Below are 20,423 nucleotides of genomic sequence, written 5' to 3'. Positions count from 1 at the left end.
ACCGCTCGCCCTACTTCGTGTTCGGCAGTGCATAGGCCACGATCTGATCGCCCACTTCCGGCTTCAGGATCGAATTGCCGCCGGCGACGAAAACCACCCACTGTCTTCCCTTGTGCTCGAACACGGCCGGGTTGGACACTGAGGGCGCCATCACCGGGTCGTTCCACAACTCCTCGCCATTGGAGGCATCCAAGGCGCGGACGCGGGCATCGATCGAGGCGCCGATGAAGATCAGCCCACCGCCGGTGGAGACCGGACCGCCGATCGTGGGCGTGCCCCAGCTTTCCGGCATGTAGAAGCCGAAGCGCTGGATGCGGCCGAACGGCACTTCCCACGCCTTCTCGCCCTTTGCGATGTCATAAGCGATCATCGTGCCGAAGGGCGGCTTCCAGCAAGGCATGCCGGCCCAGTTCTCGAAGACCGAGAGATAGAAGCCGTATGGTGCGCCCTCCTGCGGATAGTAGCCGGCCTCGTTGCCCGAACCGCCAGCGATCTCGTCGTATTCTTCGCGCGGCACGAGCCGGAAGATCTGCGCGATGCGGCTGGCGTTCACGTAGAAGAGGCCGGTCTTCGGATCGTAGCTGCCGCCACCCCACTGCATGCCGCCGGCTGTGCCGGGAAATGCGAGCGTTCCCTCTTCCGAAGGCGGCGTGAAGATGCCCTCATAGCGCAATTCCTCGGCCTGGCGCGAACATGCGCCGAAGGAGACGAGGTCCGCGAGCCACCATACGCCCGGCCAGTTCTCGTGATCGAGCGAGGGAGGCGGCGCGACGGGGAAAGGCTGCGTCGGTGCGGCCTGTTCGTCTTTAGCGCCCGATGCCGGAACCTCGCGCTCCGGCCAATCGAAGAGCGGTTCTCCGGTCTCCCGGTTCATCACATAGAGAAAGCCCTGCTTCGTCGGCTGGGCGAGCGCCGGTATCGTCTCACCGTCCCTTTCGATATCCATCAACGTGGGCGCGGACACCGTGTCGTAGTCCCAGATATCGTGATGCACGAGCTGGCGCGTCCAGGCGACCTTGCCGTTCTCGACATCGATGGCGGTGACCGAGGTCGCCATCTCGATGGGTTCGGTGCGGTTGCCGCCCCAATAATTGGGGCTCGGCGAGGAAACGGGCACGTAGACGAGGCCACGCTCCGAATCCGCGCTCATGGCGGTCCAGACATTGGCGGTTCCTGTGCTCTGGCGAATGTCTTCGGGAATGAACTCCACCGTCCATTTCCGCTCGCCGGTTCGCGCATCGACGCCGAAGAGGGTACCGGGAGGCGCTTCGGAGAACGCCCAGTCCTTGCCTGCCCAACCGAGGACCAGCGTATCGCCCACTACCGTCGGTGGCTGGAGCAGCGAAAGCGGCCAGCGGTCGTTGGTGGTGTTCCACTGGTTGACGTCGAGAATGCCGTCCGTCGCGAAATCCGCACAAGGCTTTCCCGTTTCGGCATCGACGGCATGCAGCGTCGCCGTCATCGTCCCGAGAATATACCCGCTTCTGGCAGGACTCGCCGTCCGTCGGCTCGGCAGCTTCCCAGTAGGCTACGCCGCGGTTTTTCAGTGCCGGCTGGGTGAGGGCCTCAAGCTGCGACTGGCTGTCATAGCTCCACTTCTCTTTACCCGTTTCGGGGTCTAGCGCGAGGATGCGGTAGAAAGGCGTCCCGAAATAGAGCGTCTCATTGGCGTAGATTGGGGTCGCCGACCAGACGGTGGGCGGCAGGTCGCCAGAGCCGTCCGACATGTCGCCGGTGTGAAACTCCCATTGGCGTTCGAGATCGCCGACATTTTCGGTCGTGATCTCGTCGGCGGGCGCGTATTTCTGAGCCGACAGCTGGCCGTGGAACGTGTCCCATCGGTCTTGGGCGGCGAGCGGCGTCGCGGCAAGGCCGGTCAGGCAAGCCGTAAGGGTGAGCGCGCGGATCATGACGTGCCTTCCAGCGATTGGCCGATGATGACGAGGGCGCCTGCGAGAAGCGCGGCAAGCCAGATCGCCGGTTGAAGCAGCATGAGCCCGGCAAGCGCCGTGAGAAGTGCGACAAGGACGAAGAGAATGAGGAGTCCAATCGCTATCCAGCCACGCGCCGCCGCGACCGCAAGAGTGCCGACACCGATCGCAACGTGGCCCAAGGCGGCGAGCCACGGACCGAGCGTTCCGTTCACACCAGTCGAGGGCGCAAAGAACGTGTAGATCGACCAGATGAAGCCAAAGGCTGCGACCAGGATCGCCACCCCCAGAATGCGATCGCTTTTGTTCATTCGATGCCTTCCAGATGCAATGCCAAATAATGCGAATCGCTCACTATTGAACCGCGCCGGGTTTGCCGGAGGCTGATTGGTTTGGGTCCTACGCGGCGATTGAGGTCACCTCAAGCTGAGCGTAATAGCGTTCCTCCGCTTCTGCGGGGGGGAATGTTTCCGATGGGCTCGAGGAGGCGGCGGTTGTTGAACCAGTCGACCCATTCGAGGGTGGCGAATTCGACGGCCTCGCAGCTTCGCCATGGTCCACGGCGGTGGATCACCTCGGTCTTGTAGAGGCCGTTGATCGTCTCGGCGAGGGCGTTATCGTAGGAATCTCCGACGCTTCCCACCGACGGCTCGATGCCGGCGGCAGCCAATCGCTCGGTGTATCTAATGGAGACGTACCGCACGCCGCGATCGCTGTGATGGACGAGGCCTCCCTTTCGGCCAGGCTTTCGATCGTGAAGCGACTGTTCCAGAGCATCGAGGACGAAGTCTGTCCGGGCCGAGCGCGATACCCGCCAGCCGACGATACGGCGGGCGAAGACGTCGATCACGAAAGCGACGTAGACGAAGCCGCCCCAGGTGGCGACATACGTGAAATCCGAAACCCAGAGGGCGTTTGGACATGGCGCTTTGAACTGGCGGTTGACCCGATCGAGCGGGCACTGGGCGGCAGGATTGCTGATCGTAGTCCGCACGGTCTTGCCGCGCACGGCGCCCTTGAGGCCCATCTTCCGCATCAAGCGGGCCACCGTGCAACGGGCGACGTCGATCCCTTCGCGCCGCATCTGCCGCCATACCTTGCGCACGCCGTAGACTTCGAAATTCGCCTTGAAGATCCGGTGGATGTCTTCGCAAATGCCGGCGTCACGGCGTTCGCGGGCTGGCGCCCGGGCGGGATCAGCTTGCCGGGCGGCATGCATGCGATAGGTCGATGGGGCGATCGGCAGCACTTTGCAGATCGGCTCGACCCCGTAGACGCTGCGATGATCGTCGATGAAGGCCTTCATCGTCTGAACGGGCGGTCGAGCTCCGCCTGGGCAAAATACGCTGACGCTTTGCGAAGGATCTCGTTGGCCTGACGCAGTTCGCGGTTCTCCCGCTCCAGCGCCTTGATCCGGTCGCGCTCTTCACTACTCGGTCCGGGACGAAGGCCTTGATCACGCTCTGCCGGTCGCACCCAGCCGCGGAGCGTCTCGGGGGTGCAGCCGATCTTCGCCGCGATCGAACCCATAGCCGCCCATTGCGAGGCGTGCTCGCTCTGATGGTCGAGGACCATTCGCACGGCGCGCTCGCGGACTTCCGGGGAAAATCTGTTCGTCTTTTTGCTTGTCATGGCTCCAGTCTCTCAAGAGTTGGAGCCTCCGGCAAACCCGGCGCGGTTCAAAGGATGTTTGGCAAACAGCCAAATAAAGCCCGAGCGTCACCTTGCAAGATGTTTTGATTTAGAGCATATCAATGGCGTCGACAGACGGCCAGATCAATTGGCTTTGCGTTGAATCACCAGCGCCTTGTTAAAAATCTTTCCAGACGCATCGATCTACAACGGCTCGTGGCCTTCACGAGCCGATCCGAATATTTGTCTTTGAAAGGCGCTCCCATGACAACGGGAACTGTAAAATTCTTCAACATGCAAAAAGGCTTCGGCTTTATCACGCCTGACGGCGGTGGCCAGGATGCTTTCGTTCACATCAGCGCAGTCGAGCGCTCCGGTCTGTCGGGCCTCACGGACGGGCAGAAGGTCTCCTACGAGCTGGTCGCCGACCGCAAGAGCGGCAAGATGTCGGCCGAAAATTTGTCCGAAGCTGCCTGATACTTCTTTTGTCGTCTCCCAGGGTGGAGCGATATTTTGTCGGGGGATCCTCCTAATCATGGATGGACTGGATGCCCCCGACGCTCGATACGCGCTCTTTTACATAAAGAGCGCGCGTTGTGAGCTTCCCTGTTATTGGCGAAGCTTGCCCTCCACCCTCGGGCGCGGTGGCAACCTGAATGCGGGCGTGTCGCGCTTTCCTCTCGATCCCGCGAGGTCCGTCGATCGGCGCATCCGCACCGCGCCGATCGCTGCTTCAGGATTTCAATTCTATCGTATACATTCGGAGGCCACCGATGGCGAAACCAGAACTTGGGACGAAACGCGCCGATCCGGAAGATGGACGCAAATTCTACGATCTCGGCAAGGACCCGATCGTCTCGCCGTATACGGGTAAGAGCTATCCAAAATCGTTTTTCGATCCGCCGGCAAGTGAAACTACCAGACGGGCTCCGGCTTCAACTCGGCTTGTCCATCGAGAGAAGCAGCCTGATACCGACGACGATGAGACCCGGGATGACGAGGACGACATGGCCTCGCTGGAAGACGGCTCGGAGAGCGGCACTCCCAAGAGGAAATCCGGCACGGACAAGGACGACCAGGACGAGGATCGCGAGTTCGACAATGACAAGGTCCTGGCCCGCGATGACGATGACGACGAGGATATGAGCGATATCGTCGGTAGACGTCACAAAGACGATTGAGGTTGATCAGGCCAAATCGCCTTCAGCATTCGCCCACGATCTTTGTAGATTGACTCGTACCGTTGCGGTCCGACGATCGCGGCCCAACGTTCGACAGGATGTTTTTCCGCCGCTGTCTGCTTTGCTAGTGAAAGGCAGATCGCGAAGCTTGATCCGCGGCAGTGAGCCAAGCGCCTTTCTCAGCTCGACAATTTTGACCTGAGATCACTCTCTCACGCCGCTTTCATCGATTCGCTTCGTTTCATTCGGGCTTGGAATTCAAGCGAACAGTGCGCGCGCGATTCTGGACATGCAGAGCGACAAAGCCGGTGCGGAACAGTCTGCAAGATCCAAGACGCCTAAAGAACTGGCCGCAATCTCACTTTGCCGCAGAAGCAATTGGTCCGCGTTTGCGCGCATGACATCAAAATTTTCGGGAGAAATGCCGTTGCCAGTATGAAGTTTGTTCGACGTTCGATCGCAAACCTCCTAAGGATCGGAAATTGATCGTATTTCGGACCGGAGCCGAGTTTGTCAGACGTCAACGCAAGCTGGTCCGAAGCCGATCGCTCCCGCGAGCTCGCGCGCTACGAGATACTCGACACACCTCGCGAGAAGGATTTCGACGATCTGGCTGAGCTCGCCTCGGAGATCTGCCAGACACCGATCGCCGTGGTCAACCTCGTCGACACGGGGCGACAGTTCTTCAAGGCCGAAGTCGGGCTTGGTGTGCGCGAGACGCCGCTGGAAACCTCATTCTGTGGGCATGCCATCCTCGCCGAGGATATGATGATCGTTCCCGATGCGGCGCTCGACCCTCGCTTTGCCGGCAATCCTCTTGTCTCGGGAGCGCCGGGCCTGCGCTTTTACGCCGGCGCACTTCTGAAGACAGCAGCGGGCCTGCCGATCGGGACGATGTGCGTCCTCGACTATCAACCGAGGACGCTCAACGAATTTCAGACGAAGACGCTCAGCCTCCTCGCCCGGCAGGCCATGACGCAGATCGAGCTGCGGCGAACCCTCGCCGAGAAGGATCACGCGCTCGAAGCGGCCGCTCAGCTGCAGTCGCGGCAGAGAGACATCGTCACCGAGATGTCTCATCGAATGAAGAACACGCTCGCAATGGTGCAGGCGATCGTGACCCAGACGCTGCGGCAGTCGGGCAGCACCGAAGACGCGCGTGCAGCGATCTCCGCGCGCCTTACAGCTCTTGCAAGGGCCCAGGACGTTCTCGTTCGGCCCGATGCAGACGAGGTCGATATCCGAGAGGTGATCGAGAGCGCCCTCGGACCGCACGAAACGGCGGAAGGCCGATTTCAGCTGACCGGCCCCGCCGTTATGCTCGGTGCGCAGCACGCGCTCGGTCTGTCGCTCGGCCTTCATGAGCTGGCGACGAATGCGGCCAAATATGGTGCCCTGTCGACCGGGGAGGGGCATATTGAAATCAGCTGGTCGAACGAGCCTTTTGCCTTTGGCTGGAGAGAAATCGGTGGCCCGCCTGTCTCACCTCCGTCTCGATCGGGTTTCGGCAGCCAGCTCGTGGAACGAATCGTCGCTTCATACTTTGACGGAACAGCGGTTCTTTCTTTTGATCCGACCGGAGTCGCCTTTCGTCTTTCCGGAAAACTTGCTCAGACATCGATCGGACCCGCTCCATGACCACGGCACGAGAGTTCGCCATCCTGGTCGTGGAAGACGAACCACTGCTACTTATAGATGCTGTCGATATGTTTATGGATGAAGGTTTCGTCGTTTATTCGGCACGCGATGCCGATCAGGCGATCCGCCATCTCGAACAACACGATGAAATTCGCATTCTTTTCACCGATGTCGACATGCCCGGCTCGATGGACGGTTTGAAACTCGCCCGAGCTGTTCGGGACGGCTGGCCTCCGGTCTGCATCATGGTGACGTCCGGACTTAGAGACGTGAAGGCCGCCGACCTGCCAGGCGAAGGTCGGTTTTTCGCCAAACCATACCCGCCCGGCGAGGTGATGAAAGCCGTCAAAGAGATCGTGGCAAAGCTCGACGGCTAGCCTACTCACCGCGATCGCCCGACGAGTGGTGCAAAGCGACCCGTAGAGTGTCGTGATCGACGGCGACGATATCGCCTGCTTCTTCCCATTGAAGAGAGAGTGGCACCGTTGCGCCTTCGGTTTGCCCTTTTGACGACGGAGTTTTCATGTTCGGACTTTCGGACTATCCCGACGCAATTCTGCGCGGTCTGCTGCTAGGCACAATCGGCCTTGCTTTCATCATTTGCATCGTTCGCCTCATCGGCCTGCGATCGTTCTCCAAAATGACCGCCTTCGACTTCGTCATCACGCTTGCGACCGGCTCACTGCTTGCGAGCGCAGGCACGGTCAGCGAATGGCCGAATTTCCTTCAGGCTTTGGTCGCGATCGCTACGCTGATGGGGCTGCAGGTCGTATCGGCGATCTACCGGCGAGCGAATGGTGGCACGAAGAGTGCGATCGAGAACGAACCGCTCACATTGATGCGCGACGGGCTGTTTCTGGAAGATTCTCTGCGTTCAGGCCGCGTTTCCCGCGACGATGTGCTCGCCAAGCTTCGCGCCGCTAATGTTCTCAGCCTTTCCGAAGTCCGTGCGGTGGTTCTGGAGACGACCGGCGACATCAGCGTCATGCACGGCGACCATCTCGACGACGATCTGATCCGCGGTGTCAGATTGAAGCCGTGAAAGGACGATGAAGAGGTTCGTGCACGCGCTATACGTCGTTCTGATCGTATTTCTATGAGCCGGGCCGCTTCTGCCGACGTTTGTGACGAAAGCCTGATAGGTGCGATATCCGGAGTTCGTTCGCATAGAAGTCGGGATGGTTCTTCAGATCGCGCTCGTCGGCGCGGCGGTATTCTGGCCATGTCGCTCTGCCAAGCGCCCCATCGTGAGGGTGCTTTTCGACGGGCTTCATCCTCGCCCGTCCCAGTCGTGATAGATGCCGGCGACCCAACGTAATGCAGCCATGGTCATGGCTGCGCTCCGAGTGTCGGACTCGATGGATCGGACCGCGATTGTCGAGGATTTCAACGCAGTCTCCTGGGAAACCACCTTTCGGCGCATGATGCGCGTCGGGAAACTGATCGATCCACGAATCGGTCGTGGGTTCTTCTCGACCTACGATGCCGAAAAACCGATAATCGCCTGGCCGCTCGATCACATCCTCATCCAGAGCGGGATCGGAGTGGTCGGCTTCCGCAAGCTGCCCTCCATAGGCTCGGACCATTACCCTGCGATGGCATTGGTTTGACCCTACCCATCGATGACCAGACGCCAGAGTGCGCCGCCTCTTCGTGACGGTGACCACGCCGAATTGATCGCACCGATGCGCGAAGCGGAAGATGACCCGTAGTGACATCGATCCGGCCTCGCTCGTGAGCGGGTCGTAATCCCTAAGCCTTTTCATCCGGAGCCGGCCGCCAATGCGCGCATTCGTTCAGCAGTCCTATCAACGCATCAGCGCAAGCTATTGGTTCGTCCCGACGGTTATGGCGCTTCTCGCCGCGATTTTGGCTCTCGGCCTCGTTCAGGCTGACCTCTATATTCCGCCGACTGCGTTCGGCAGCAGTCCCTTTCTGTTCGCGGCCCAGCCGGACGGCGCGCGGGCGATCCTGTCGTCGATTGGCGGCTCCATGATCGGAGTCGCGGGCACGGTGTTCTCGATCACGATGGCGACCGTTGTCTTCGCCTCGGGAACGTTCGGGCCGCGTCTGCTGACGAATTTCATGAACAACCGGGGAAACCAGATAACCCTCGGCACCTTCGTCGCAACGTTCGTCTATACGATGATCGTTCTGAGGAGCGTACGCGATGGAGCCACGGGAGATACATTTGCCTCGATGTTCGTGCCCAACCTTGCGGTCTACGGTGCGATTGGCCTTGCTATCTGCTCGATCGGAATTCTGATCTTTTTCATCCATCACGTTCCGTCGAACATCCATATCTCCAACGTTATCGCCGACATCGGACAGAAGCTGGTCGACGACGTCCATCGTCGCTTTCCCAAGAAGCTCGGCGCGGCACCTGACGACGATGGACGCGGAAGCCTGTGCGAACAGATTCCCCCTTGTTTTCGAGCGGACGCATCGAACAATGCGGTGGAGCCTGCTTATGGCGAGGTTGAAACGCGCAAGAGCGGTTACATCCAGGTGCTCGACTACGCCACCTTGGTGACGACGGCACGTAAGCACGATCTCATCGTGAGAATGAACTGCCGACCGGGCACCTTCGCCCATCCCGGTCAGGTCATGTTCGATGTCTGGCCGACGGACAGCCTGTCCGATGAAGCGCGGGAGGGCCTGATATCCTCGATCGCGCTGGGCAATACGCGCAACGTGACGCAGGATCTCCTCTTCCTGTTCGACGAGCTCGTCGAGATCGCGGCGCGGGCGTTATCGCCTGGCACCAACGATCCCTTCACGGCGGTGACCTGCATGGACTGGCTGGCGGCCGCGTTTTCCCAGATGGCAGGAGACAAACTGACCGATCCGCTTCGGGTCGACGAAGACGGCACACTACGCGTCATCGGCGAACCCTTGAGCTTCGCAGAATTTCTGGAGCACGCCTTCGGCCATCTTCGCCAATACGCTGCGGACGACATGATCGCTGGCGAACACTTTATCGAGGTGCTGGGCCAGATCGCACCGTCTTGCCGGCGAAGCTCGGAATTCGAAGCGCTGCGCCACCAGCGAAGCGCGCTTTTGGAACTCGCTCGGAAGAATCTGGCGGGACAATCGCTGGCAACCATCGAAGCTGCGGCCGCTCGCTTCGACGATCGACTGAACCATCCGCGTTTGCGCTCTCGCATCGACGTGCAGAAACCGCTTCCCGCTCCCGAAGCGTCCTGAAGGTCTGTCTTCCGGCTCAAATATGAAAAGCGCCGTCGCTCGACACGCACCGTCTGAGATGCGCCCGCATGGGGCTGAGTTTGTTAGAAAAGGTCCTCCGCGAATCTGCCCGCAAATTCAGCGCCTTGTGCAGTGCAGCAAAGCCTTCCATATACTGCTGACAAGAAACGGAGAGAGTGGCTCAACAGAAGATCGCGGGCCTTTCGTCCTTGCCCTGGATACAGTCCGCAAAAGGCTATGCGGATTGGGGCTCAGTAAGAACGGTGCCCTTCGCTCGGCAGACGTCGCTCCGCCGTCCGTCTCGCTCTTGTTCCATTCAAGCCATCCGATCCGTAACAGCCCAGTCTGCCGGTCTCGAACCCTTCAATTGCTGGAGATGCGCGCGATCGGGCTTAGCACCCATCGCTTCCGCATCGTTAGGCGGGATGTTGAAACCGCCTCCAAGCGCCCCGCGGATCTCCGCAGCGCCAACCACGAACCAGGAGTTCGACCCATGACTTCTTTACCCAAGATCGACATGCAGGAAGTGACACGTCTGACGCGGCAGGGACGGCTCGACGAGGCCATGGCGATGCTCCGCAACGAGACACCCGCGACCACAGCGCCATCGACGAGCAGCGGCACGGCTGAAGCACCGGCTGGTTCAACCAAAGTCAATCTGGATTTCACCGGTCCACGCGAAGACAAAGGTGGATGGTCGATCTCGCCTAATCGCTCCGGCGCCTCGCAAAACAGGACCAAAGCTTCCGGAATGCGCAGTGCCGGCGATTTATCGTCCGTGTTCCGTGGCTTTGGAGAGCGGTTCAAGGCGGATCATCTTCCTCAGGGTCTGCGTAGCTCTCCGGCAGGTCCGGAGATTGTTCCAGGTGCCCGCTTCGAGACCCATTCCTACAGCGCGGCGGCAGGCACGCGCGAATACAAGCTCTATGTGCCGAGCACAGTCGACCTCGCCGGGCCGCCAACGGCGCTCATCGTGATGCTGCACGGCTGTACGCAATCGCCGGATGATTTCGCGCGTGGAACGCGAATGAACGAGATCGCGGAGCAGATGGGCTTTCTCGTCGTGTATCCAGGTCAATCAAAGTCCGCGAACATGCAGAAATGCTGGAACTGGTTCGAGGTGCGCGACCAGAAGCGCGACGCCGGCGAACCATCGCTGATCGCAGGGATAACCCGCGAAGTCATGAGCGCCTATCCGGTCGATCCATCCAAAGTGTTCGTCGCAGGTCTCTCGGCGGGAGGGGCAGCGGCAGCGATCATGGGACAGCGCTATCCCGAACTTTATGCGGCTGTCGGGGTTCATTCCGGCCTTGCCTGCGGGGCGGCCCGCGACATGGGCTCGGCGATGTCCGCTATGCGGGGCGGTGCGCCGGTTCAAGCGGGCGAGAGGGTCGTTCCAACTATCGTCTTTCACGGCGATCGCGACACGACCGTCTCACCAGTGAACGGCGATCACGTGCTGACGCAGGCGAAAGCCGATACGGCGTCGACGTCCTTCGCGACCAGCGGCGTATCGGAAGGAAACATGCGCTACACGCGGACCGTCGAGCGCGAAGCGGACGGGCGCGAACGGCTCGAAAGCTGGCGGGTCCACGGTGCAGGCCATGCATGGTTCGGCGGCAGCGCGTCGGGCAGCTATACGCTTCCGACGGGACCGGACGCCAGCCGCGAGATGGTCCGCTTCTTTCTGTCAGTTTCGAGCTGACGAGATGGGACCGTGCGGAACCTTGAAAGCTCCGGCCTGGTTCTGTCGGTAGCAGGGCAGAGAGCCTTCGCTAAGATTGAAAGGGACACTTTCGGTCGAATCGACCCGAGACGATTATTGCGCGCCTTTTGGGGCGACTCGCAGTGTCGCGTGACGGAGAGGCCATGCTCGATTGGGACGATCTCCGTTTTTTCCTGGCCATTGCCCGTCATGGGAGCCTGACCGCCGCCTCGCAGGAGTTGCGTGTTGCGCAGTCCACCGTCGGGCGGCGGCTTGCCTCGCTCGAGTCCAGCCTGGGCGTGAGACTGTTGCACCGGACACCGGAAGGTTACTTGCCGACCCTCGCTGGCGACAGCGTGCGCGCGCAGGCCGAGCGCGTCGAAAGCGAGGTCCAATGCATGGCGCGCGAGGTGGGCGGCCTCGACGAGCGTCTCGAAGGCGTGGTCAGGGTCACGTCTTCCGAGACAGTCGCCGTTCATATTCTCGCAAGCTGCTTCGCCGACCTCCAGGCTCGGCATCCCGACATTCTGATCGAACTTGTGCCCGCCTCTCGGGAGTTGAGCCTTGCCATGCGCGAAGCGGATATTTCCGTGAGGCTAACGCGCCCCGTCCAGCATGATCTGGTGGTTCGGCGCGTCGGAAAGATGGGATATGCGCTCTATGCCAGTGTCGATTACCTTCAAAAACACGGCGACCCGGACTTCAGGGACGAATGTTTCGATCATCGGATGATGATGGTCGATGACGAGGACCCGCGCCAGACGCTATGGCTCGAAGGATTGGCCGCCCGATCCAGCCTTGGATTTCGCAGCAACAGTCACGATGCGGTTCATGCTGCCGCCGTGGCCGGTGCCGGGCTCGCCTGTCTGGCATGCTTTCGAGCTGACCCCGAACCCTCGCTCAAACGGATCGAAACCCCAACCGAAGCCCCAGCGACGGAGATTTTCCTCGTAGTTCACAAGGACAATCGCCGCATTCCCCGCGTCAGGGCCGTGCTGTCCGCCATTTCCGAGGCGATGAAGGCGATCGACGACGAACTCGACTGTGTTTCGAATCCATAGATAAAGCGCTCTCCACGCGCGTCTCATCGAGGTAAGGCATCGATGAAATGCGCGACCTTGCTGAGCGCGATGCGCCGCGTTCGTTAGCGAACCAACCACGTTGGGGCCGCACTTGGTTAAAGCTTAACTCCCGTCGTGTAGGGGTTCCAGCGGTCGCCGAGGCCTCGTGCATCTTTGCATAGTCGATCAGCATTCTTGGACTGCATCTTTTAATGCGTGAAATACTTCTCTTTTAGACATCGAAAACAACCACTGCGGTGCCGAATAATTGGCAGGAAGAATCACTCTTTATCGCTCGTCTTTTCGAGCGGTCCGCGATGGCTCCCAAAAAGAGCCTAGATTGTCTCTGCGGCCACAATGACGTCGCGCAGACAGGAAATCGACTGACGGCGGGAAAATCATAATCAGGACGCGGCGCGTCTCCCGACGTCAACATGGCGCAAATGGCAGGGCCAAACCAGCCACGCGTCGAGTGGAAATTCATACCGACGGCCATAACCCGAGCATTCCCGCAGCACGCTCGTCCTGGGTGTTTCGAAGCGCCGAAAGCATGCAATTTCCGAATCAAATATAGGAAAAATAGCCTATATTTGGTTCGGAATCGAGTCCGGAACGCCGGCGAAAAAGCATCCGAAATTCGACCGCAATCGCTGCGCCCGTCGTTGGCGCTGCTCCTCTTCATCCTCCAGACCTACTGGCGATTTTGCCAAGACAAGGAAACAAGAATGACACGATTCCTCATAGCCGCGCTTCTCGCAAGCACAGCGTTCGTCCCGGCCGCTTATTCGCAGGGAAGCGAGACCAACACACAGACAGAGCAGGGCAAGCAGGACCGCGTCGGACAGCAGGCGATGGCTGAGATCCGTCAGCTCATCCAGGATGCCGATCAGGCCCTCGAGCAGGAAGACAAGGAGGGTGCCCAGACGGCTCTGGACGATGCCGGCCAGCAGATCCAGTCGGGCATGGAAGACGCTTCGGGTGAAGCTCAACAGGCTTATGAAAAGCTTGATCAGACGGTAATCGATGCCACGCAGGCTCTGGACGACGATAATTTCGAAGACGCTCGCCAGATCCTCGTGGTCGTTCTCGAAGACGATACGTTCCAGGCCGATGCGAGCGCCCAGATTGAGGTCGACGTGCCGGAGCCGGATGTTTCCGTCAATCAGGCCGATCCGACAGTGAACGTTCAGCAGGCACAGCCGCAGGTCAGCGTCGATCCGGGCCGCCCCCAGGTGAGCGTCAATCAGGCAGCCCCTGAGGTGCGGGTGCAGGTCCAGCAGCCGAAAATCACGATCGACATGCCGCGCCCCGAGATCGTCGTCACAATGCCCGATCCGGACGTCTCGGTCGATATGGCACAGCCGCAGGTATCGGTGAAACAGGCTCAGCCCGACGTCAATGTCGAGCAGGGCGAGGCCGAGATTCAGGTCGGCGGTGTCCAGACCGGCTCCGAGACCTCCTCTGAGCCCAATGTCTCCGTCGAGGAGGGTGAGGCACAGGTCTCTGTCGATTCTGCGCAAGCCCAGGTCGATGTGCGGCAGAACGAACCGCAGGTGAGCTACAACGCCGCCGAGCCGAATGTCCAGGTCGAAAGCGCAGGCGAGCCGGAGGTCCAGTTCAACCAGACCGGTGAGCCGAGGGTCGAGATTCGCCAGTCGAACGGCAGCGAGTCGCAGCAGAATTCCGATGGGCAATCGCAGTCCCAGCCGGATCAGCAGTCGAATAACGCGGCCGAATCAAAGCCAGAGGGGCAGGCCGCGGCTGCCGCTGCCACTTCGTCCGAAAGTCCCGCCCAAAATCGCGACAGTGAGAAAGAGGCGGTCAACTCGGCGTCCAAGGAAGACACGGATATCACCGTCGGCGACCTCGAAGACTACAATGTGGTCGGCGCGAACGACAACCAGCTGGGCGACATCGAGAAGGTGATTACCATCGACAAGCGTCTCTATGCGGTCGTGACATCGGGCGGGTTCATCGGCCTCGGTGAGACAGAGACGGCCATTCCGCTGTCATCGCTCGTCATCTCCGACGGCAACCTCATCGCTCCGGACGTTTCGGAAACGAAGCTCGAGTCGCTCAACGATTTCGACACCGACTCCTATGAGGGGCTGGCAGGGGACTATTCCATCACGGTCGGCAGCATCTGACCGAAAGCCATCCATCATGACCTGTCCATCGCTCCCCCCGGGTCTGTCGACCCGGGGGGAGAGTTCGGCAACGGAGCAGCCCCCATGCACAACATCATCTACATCATCGGTTTGATCGTCGTCGTCATCGTCGTGCTGTCATTCCTCGGTCTTGCCTAAGGAGCCCCCATGACATCTGACACAGACAAGAATTTTACGTCCGGCCGGTCTGAAAGCGACCACCATCAGGCGGACGAAGCGATCCGCCGCGAGACGGACGCCGCCAAGGCCGAAGCCAAAAAGTCCAGCGATGCGATACGCGATCGCGCCGCTGAATTTTCCGGCCAGGCCAAGGACCGCGCGAACAAGGAAGCCGAACGCGGCAAGGAGAGCGTCGCCGGCGGCATGAACGATTTCGCTGCGGCGGTGAAGAAGGCCGCAGACGAACTCGGCGAGCGCGACCAGTCGATGGGAGCGAACGTCATGCGCGAGGTCGCGAGCGGCCTCGAAGACGCCTCCAGATCCCTCAAAGGCAATAGCGTTCAGGATCTGACGCGCTCCGTCGCCGATTTTGCGAGACGTCAACCGACAGCCTTTCTCGTCGGCGCAGCCCTTGCCGGTGTTGCGCTTGGCCGCTTCGCACGGTCTTCCAGCGAACACGATCACGATCACCGCTATAGTTCCGACAGAGATCGATCGATGAGATCGTCAGCCGGCAGGGCGACAGCGGCCCCGGCGCATCGCACGCCGACCGCAGAGAGCGATCTCATTCCTCGAGGCACTCAGGAAACGACGGAAGCCGGCGCCTTCCCGCGCCGTCGTGAGGGCGTTGAACACACATCTGCACCGAACGCGGGGACAGCGACGCCTGCGGCGCCACGCCCAGCATCGGCACCGATCCCGCATTCCGAAAAACCGAGTGGAGCGACCTATGAGCGCTAATCCCCAGGATCGGCGTTCGGTCCCCGATCTCCTGTCCGACCTGATGCAGGAGACGACCGATCTCCTGAAGACCGAGACGAGCCTGATCCGCTCGGAGATTTCCGACAAGATCACGCGCCTCGAAACCGGTGGGGGGTCGCTCGCCGCCGGCGCAATCTGCTTGCTCGTGGCGCTGTTCGTTCTCTCGCAGGCGCTGATCGTGGCGCTCGGAACGCTCTTCGGTGCCGCTTGGGCAGCGCTGCTCGTCGGCGTCGTCCTCGCGGTTATCGGCGCGCTTCTTCTGGCAAAAGGAAAGAAAGACCTTAGCCCCGAACGCCTCAGCCCCGACCGTACTGCGCGGCAGCTATCGAAGGATGGCCAACTCCTCAAGGAACAGACACGATGACCAACGACACTGACAGGCTCGAAAAAGAGGCCGAAGGCCATCGCTCGAAGCTGGATTCCACGCTGGATGAATTGCGTGGCCGATTCTCGGCCGGGCAGATCGTCGACGAAGTCGCGAGCTATCTGAAGGAGGGTCAAGGCTCGGACATGGCCAAGAATTTTGGTCGTCAGGTTCGCGATAATCCGTTGGCGCTCGGCCTCGTGGGTGCAGGTATGGCCTGGTTGTTCGCCGGCAGCGGCGCCCGCGCCGAAGGCCGGCATCTGAAGGATCGCTATGACGGGTGGCGGAACGATGCGGAAGACGATCGCTTCGACGACCGGTTTCCCGGAAGCGGAGCAGCCGAACCTCGGGGCGCCGGCCATGCCGGCGCAAAATCGGCCTTCGTGCCGCAGGCCCGTCCTGTTTCCCAAGAGTCTATGGAACGCTCAAGCTTTTCCCCATCGTCCGGTCCGGGCATGGCCGAGCGTGCGAAGTCGGCGACCGCCAATGCCGGGCGCGGGGTTTCAGACGCAGCCGCTCGAACGGGCGAAGGCATCTCGAATGCAGCTGGCTCGGCGCGGGACACTGCCTCACGTTATGGCCACGAGGCATCGGATGCTGCATGGCGCGGCGAACAGGCCACCATGCGGCAGGCCCGACGCGCAGGCCGTTCGGTTCTCAGCGCTTTCCGTGATGAGCCTCTGATCATGGGCGGAGTCGCGCTCGCCCTCGGAGCTGCGGTCGGCGCATCGCTTCCCGCGACCCGTCGCGAAGACGAATGGATGGGCGAGGTTCGAGACGACCTGCGGGACGACGCCTTCGCATATGGCCGCGACACGCTCAACAAGGCCCAAGACGTTACCGCGAAGACTTACGAGGCGGCCAGCGAAAAGGCCGACGAGAAGGGTCTCAAGCCGGACAATGACAGCGACGAGACCATTGCCGAGAAGGTCGGAAGCGTCGCGCGGACCGCCGCCGAAACTGCCGAGGCCGAAACCCGGAAAGAACGCTCGTAAAGCACGCTTTCAACACAAAGACATATCAGCCGAGAAAGACACTGAATGAAAAGACTTATGATCAGCTCCGTCATCGCGGTTCTTCTGGTCGGGGCCGGCTGTGCCGCCTCGAACAGGGCGACGCCTGGTGGCCCGTCGGATGGCGTTGAGAACTTGACTTCATCGGGCGGTGTGGTTCCGGGCCAAGCGGTGGATTAGGATCGGTTCGTCGACAACCTTCCTCTATAGCGGGTGGCGGCAAGTGGCGAACGCCCCTTCGCCGCCACCCGCAGCTATGGCGATCGACCGCGGCGATCCGTCGAGGATCGACTTCAGCCCACTTCCCGTCTAATGCGGAAGAGTCGACGCGATCGACGCCTGTAATGCGCCCCGGAGCGTTTCGTCCTTATAGTTCAGACGCGAGACCTGAAACGTCATCCGCGCTGATTACTGGACCTGCCAGCTTCAAGATCACAACGAAAGACCGCGATCGGCTGCGTGCTGAGGGCCCGCGGCATGAGAGTTTGATTCTTCCAATGACGTCATCGACCGCCGCACGTGGCATTCCCACCGCCAAGAACCATTGGATCAAGATCCTCTCTAAATACCGGACGCCGGACCGGGCTCGAAGCATCACCGAGCTCTTGATCACACTCCTGCCTTTTGCACTCCTCTGGGCGCTTTGCAGCGTTGCTATCCATTTCGGTCTTTGGTGGGGGCTTGTGTTGATCGTGCCTGCGGCGGGGCTTCTGTTACGCCTCTTCATCATCCAGCACGATTGCGGTCATGGCGCGTTTTTTGGCCATCGCCAAGCCGACGACTGGACCGGGCGTGTCATCGGCGTTCTGACATTGACCCCATATGATTACTGGCGGCGCTGCCACGCCTATCACCATGCGACGACCGGAAATCTGGCCCAGCGCGGAATCGGCGACATCCTCACCCTGACCGTGGACGAATATCTCGAACGCAATCGCTGGGGGCGACTCCAATATCGAATCTACCGCAACCCGATCGTCCTGTTCGGCTTCGGCCCGACCTGGCTGTTCCTCTTCGAGCAGCGGCTGCCGGTCGGCCTGATGCGCGCGGGGCCCGGCCCATGGCTTTCGGCAGTGCTGACAAATCTCGGCATCGTTGTTCTGTCGCTCCTGCTGATCTGGGTCGTCGGGCTCGTCCCGTTCCTTCTGATTCACCTGCCGATCGTCATGATCGCCGCCACCCTCGGGGTCTGGCTGTTCTACGTCCAGCATCAGTTCGAAGAGACCTGCTGGATGGATGGTGCGGACTGGGAGTTTCAGGAGGCCGCCCTGCACGGGTCGTCACACTACGTCCTGCCGAAAATCCTGCGCTGGTTCAGCGGAAACATCGGCGTCCACCATGTCCACCATCTCTCGAGCAAGGTGCCCTATTATCGCCTGCCAGAGGTCTTGAAGGATCATCCCGATCTCGCCGAGATCGGCCGCATTACGATCCCCGAAAGCTTCAGGACCGTCCGGCTGGCCTTGTGGAGCGCGGATCGTCGCAAGCTGGTGTCCTTCAAGGAAGCGATCGATGGCCTACCCCGCGAACAGCGGGAACAGTCTCGTGTTCGATAGTTCACAGTCGGTAGCTCAGGCAAATCCGGTCCGCAATGAGAGGCAATACTCGAACGGGGTCACGGAACACCGTCTGAACGACGAGGGCTCGACCCTCACCGATACCGAGCTTGATCGGATCTCCCATGAAGCAAAACTGCGGCCGCTTGCGGTCTACGAGCTCGTCCGTCAGGAGGGAGAGGAGGAGCTGAACCGGCCGCTGGCAAGCCTCTGGTGGTCGGGCCTCGCGGCTGGCCTGGCGATCGGGTTTTCCGTCTATGCGAAGGCGGCGCTCCACGCCTATCTGCCTGACGCCAGCTGGAGCCACCTCGTCGAAAGCTGGGGCTATCCCGTCGGTTTCCTGATCGTGATCCTGGGGCGTCTCCAGCTTTTCACCGAAATCACACTCACGGCAACGCTCCCGGTCCTAGCTCAAACGCGATGGCGCAGCCTTGTCGCGCTCCTGCGCCTCTGGACGATCGTCCTCGCAGCGAATGTCGTTGGCACGGCCATCTTCGCTCTCGGCATCGCCTACGATGTACTTGGCGCTCCGAAGATCACACAGGCCGCCATCGCGGTCTCGGCACCGATGCTGGACCACGATCCGATGGCGATCTTCCTGCGCGCCATTCTTGCGGGGTGGCTGATGGCGACGATCGTGTGGGTGCTACCATCTGCGAAGAAATCGGCATTCATGGTCATCACCGTAATCACCTACCTCATTTCGCTCTTTCAGCTGGCTCACGTAGTGGTCGGCTCGGTCGAGGCCATGATCCTGATCGGCATAGGCGAGAAAGGCCTCTATGAGGTCGTCGCCGGTTTCTACCTCCCGGCAATTATGGGCAACATCATCGGAGGCGCCGCCCTCTTCGCGCTGATCAGTTACGGGCAGGTGTTCGAGCAAATGGCCAGGAGAGGATGAGCACGCCCTGCCGGTTCTGATATCGAACCCGACCGACGCCGTGGGCGCACTTGTAGAGATTGCGGGTATGCAATTCGTGGCAAATCCGACCTGGTCGATGCCGTCTGCTGCCGTTCGATGGTCTCATCGTCAAAACAGGTCAGGCCGTCGATAGCGCCGGACGAAAAAATAAGCCCGCTTTTTCGGCAAAGCCCGCTTTTTCGGCAAAGCCCGCGCGGATCAGACGAACCTGCAAGTTCAGGCGATCGGGAATTAACGCTCGACTGTAGCCACTCAGAACGTACTTGCCCTTGAACCAAAAGCCCGCCGCCTCCGGAGAGATGACGGCTCTTGCATACGCTATCCCGGCTCTTGGCAGGCCGAGGAAATGGCAACACATGGGAGTTGCTCGGGACAAGACCACATGTGGTCGCCCGAAATAGTGCGACGCGTCTCCCAGTGTGCAGATTAGCAAGGTTGCGCAGGATCTCCTCAAAAGTCGCGCGATTCCAATTCACTCTGCCAACAGGGTTCGGGCCGAGGAGCATAATGGTCGAAATCGCTTTGTGCGCGGTAGGGGGCTGAAAATAAAGACCTTTTTTAGTTGAATCCGGAACATGCGCGATCTCCGTGAGGTTTCCCTCTCACAGTTCACCAAGGAGACACAAAATGGACCACAGCAAGCACATGCCGTTACAAACGGGCGAACTCAACGAAGACGTCTTGAAGGGCGCAACGATCTATGGGCCTGGCGATGAGAAGATCGGTTCTGTCGATCATGTTCATGGCATGGGGGAAGGCGCAAAAGTCACGATCGACGTCGGCGGGTTTCTCGGTATCGGGTCCAAGCCCGTCGCGGTTTCTGCGAAGGAATTGAACTTTATGCGCGATGAGAGCGGCAATGTTCACGCTGTTACGCGATGGAGCAAAGAACAGATGAAAGAAATGCCCGAACACAAGGACTAGGCTTTCATAGGGCCCGGCCCGGCGCCGGGCCCTTCTGCGCCCCGCTCAGCAACACACGAACGTCTCATTTGTTTCGAAGAACGAACCCGCTTCCGCGGGAGGGCGCCTGTCTCTTCGTTCACGGATTTCATAAGGAAGATCACGTTCTGATTGAGCGTCGCCCGGTGCGGGCAGACGATCCTGGCTCCCTTTACCCTGTG

The 20,423-nt window shown here is 60.5% G+C and carries 19 protein-coding genes, 2 pseudogenes and 1 other annotated feature; of the genes and pseudogenes, 16 read left to right on the top strand and 5 right to left on the bottom strand.

Translation table 11 applies throughout. From position 1 onward, the window contains the following. Positions 1–10 precede the first annotated feature (10 nt). From ABRA89_RS18550 to ABRA89_RS18540, 4 genes and pseudogenes are all read right to left on the bottom strand, one after another. Positions 11–1,462 (bottom strand): outer membrane protein assembly factor BamB family protein, encoded by a 1,452-nt coding sequence (locus ABRA89_RS18550; protein WP_349942987.1) that lies wholly within the window; start codon positions 1,460–1,462, stop codon positions 11–13. Between the two features lie 94 nt (positions 1,463–1,556). Beyond that, a pseudogene (locus tag ABRA89_RS20470) lies at positions 1,557–1,910 on the bottom strand (hypothetical protein); the annotation flags it as partial. Further along, complete coding sequence (locus ABRA89_RS18545; RefSeq protein WP_349942986.1) at positions 1,907–2,242, bottom strand: hypothetical protein; 336 nt, start codon at positions 2,240–2,242, stop codon at positions 1,907–1,909. The pseudogene ABRA89_RS20470 and the gene ABRA89_RS18545, both read right to left, overlap by 4 nt. 88 nt (positions 2,243–2,330) lie before the next feature. Beyond that, positions 2,331–3,563, bottom strand: a pseudogene (locus tag ABRA89_RS18540) (IS3 family transposase). Continuing rightward, positions 3,163–3,279: a sequence feature (AL1L pseudoknot), on the bottom strand. It overlaps the preceding pseudogene by 117 nt. Positions 3,564–3,827: 264 nt before the next feature. Between ABRA89_RS18540 and ABRA89_RS18535 the strand changes: the two are divergent. The 15 genes from ABRA89_RS18535 to ABRA89_RS18465 all read left to right on the top strand — a co-directional run bounded on the left by ABRA89_RS18535 (position 3,828) and on the right by ABRA89_RS18465 (position 19,278). Further along, positions 3,828–4,040, top strand: a complete 213-nt coding sequence (locus ABRA89_RS18535) for a cold-shock protein (RefSeq protein ID WP_349942985.1) — start codon at positions 3,828–3,830, stop codon at positions 4,038–4,040. A 296-nt stretch (positions 4,041–4,336) separates the two neighbouring features. Beyond that, entirely contained in the window at positions 4,337–4,744 is a 408-nt protein-coding gene (locus tag ABRA89_RS18530; protein ID WP_349942984.1) for a TIGR02300 family protein, read from the top strand. Between the two features lie 510 nt (positions 4,745–5,254). Beyond that, complete coding sequence (locus ABRA89_RS18525) at positions 5,255–6,382, top strand: sensor histidine kinase (protein ID WP_349942983.1); 1,128 nt, start codon at positions 5,255–5,257, stop codon at positions 6,380–6,382. Further along, positions 6,379–6,759 carry a response regulator gene (locus tag ABRA89_RS18520; protein WP_349942982.1) on the top strand — a complete coding sequence of 127 codons (381 nt, stop codon included), beginning with the start codon at positions 6,379–6,381 and terminating at the stop codon, positions 6,757–6,759. The genes ABRA89_RS18525 and ABRA89_RS18520 overlap by 4 nt, the downstream gene beginning before the upstream one ends. 146 nt (positions 6,760–6,905) lie before the next feature. Then, entirely contained in the window at positions 6,906–7,424 is a 519-nt protein-coding gene (locus tag ABRA89_RS18515) for a DUF421 domain-containing protein (RefSeq protein ID WP_349942981.1), read from the top strand. A gap of 289 nt (positions 7,425–7,713) precedes the next feature. Beyond that, the gene (locus tag ABRA89_RS18510; RefSeq protein WP_349942980.1) at positions 7,714–7,992 is read left to right on the top strand and encodes an endonuclease/exonuclease/phosphatase family protein; all 279 of its coding nucleotides are present in this window, start codon (positions 7,714–7,716) and stop codon (positions 7,990–7,992) included. A 172-nt stretch (positions 7,993–8,164) separates the two neighbouring features. Beyond that, the gene (locus ABRA89_RS18505; protein ID WP_349942979.1) at positions 8,165–9,589 is read left to right on the top strand and encodes a DUF2254 domain-containing protein; all 1,425 of its coding nucleotides are present in this window, start codon (positions 8,165–8,167) and stop codon (positions 9,587–9,589) included. A gap of 493 nt (positions 9,590–10,082) precedes the next feature. Then, positions 10,083–11,294, top strand: coding sequence for an extracellular catalytic domain type 1 short-chain-length polyhydroxyalkanoate depolymerase (locus tag ABRA89_RS18500; RefSeq protein WP_349942978.1), 1,212 nt, complete (start codon positions 10,083–10,085; stop codon positions 11,292–11,294). A 164-nt stretch (positions 11,295–11,458) separates the two neighbouring features. Further along, on the top strand, positions 11,459–12,355 hold the full coding sequence (locus tag ABRA89_RS18495; RefSeq protein WP_349942977.1) for a LysR family transcriptional regulator: 897 nt from the start codon (positions 11,459–11,461) through the stop codon (positions 12,353–12,355). Positions 12,356–13,080: 725 nt separating this feature from the next. After that, the gene (locus ABRA89_RS18490; RefSeq protein WP_349942976.1) at positions 13,081–14,502 is read left to right on the top strand and encodes a hypothetical protein; all 1,422 of its coding nucleotides are present in this window, start codon (positions 13,081–13,083) and stop codon (positions 14,500–14,502) included. Between the two features lie 168 nt (positions 14,503–14,670). Further along, positions 14,671–15,423, top strand: coding sequence for a hypothetical protein (locus ABRA89_RS18485; protein ID WP_349942975.1), 753 nt, complete (start codon positions 14,671–14,673; stop codon positions 15,421–15,423). After that, positions 15,413–15,808: a phage holin family protein gene (locus ABRA89_RS18480; protein WP_349942974.1), complete on the top strand. Its 396-nt coding sequence runs from the start codon at positions 15,413–15,415 to the stop codon at positions 15,806–15,808. Before ABRA89_RS18485 ends, ABRA89_RS18480 begins: the two co-directional genes overlap by 11 nt. Continuing rightward, the gene (locus ABRA89_RS18475; protein ID WP_349942973.1) at positions 15,805–16,803 is read left to right on the top strand and encodes a DUF3618 domain-containing protein; all 999 of its coding nucleotides are present in this window, start codon (positions 15,805–15,807) and stop codon (positions 16,801–16,803) included. The genes ABRA89_RS18480 and ABRA89_RS18475 overlap by 4 nt, the downstream gene beginning before the upstream one ends. 515 nt (positions 16,804–17,318) lie before the next feature. Then, positions 17,319–18,377 carry a fatty acid desaturase gene (locus ABRA89_RS18470; RefSeq protein ID WP_349942972.1) on the top strand — a complete coding sequence of 353 codons (1,059 nt, stop codon included), beginning with the start codon at positions 17,319–17,321 and terminating at the stop codon, positions 18,375–18,377. Continuing rightward, positions 18,367–19,278: a formate/nitrite transporter family protein gene (locus ABRA89_RS18465; protein WP_349942971.1), complete on the top strand. Its 912-nt coding sequence runs from the start codon at positions 18,367–18,369 to the stop codon at positions 19,276–19,278. The genes ABRA89_RS18470 and ABRA89_RS18465 overlap by 11 nt, the downstream gene beginning before the upstream one ends. A 139-nt stretch (positions 19,279–19,417) precedes the next feature. Here the strand turns inward: ABRA89_RS18465 and ABRA89_RS18460 are convergent, their stop codons facing one another. Beyond that, positions 19,418–19,657: a hypothetical protein gene (locus ABRA89_RS18460; protein ID WP_349942970.1), complete on the bottom strand. Its 240-nt coding sequence runs from the start codon at positions 19,655–19,657 to the stop codon at positions 19,418–19,420. Positions 19,658–19,926: 269 nt separating this feature from the next. On the opposite strand from ABRA89_RS18460, the gene ABRA89_RS18455 reads away from it, so the two are divergent. Continuing rightward, positions 19,927–20,223, top strand: coding sequence for a PRC-barrel domain containing protein (locus tag ABRA89_RS18455; RefSeq protein ID WP_349942969.1), 297 nt, complete (start codon positions 19,927–19,929; stop codon positions 20,221–20,223). The last annotated feature ends 200 nt before the right edge of the window (positions 20,224–20,423 follow it).

It is taken from the genome of Fulvimarina thalattae, from assembly GCF_040239565.1.
Lineage (GTDB): Bacteria > Pseudomonadota > Alphaproteobacteria > Rhizobiales > Rhizobiaceae > Fulvimarina.
Note: the sequence above shows the minus strand (reverse complement) of the source record. Positions and strands in the feature narration are given on the sequence as shown.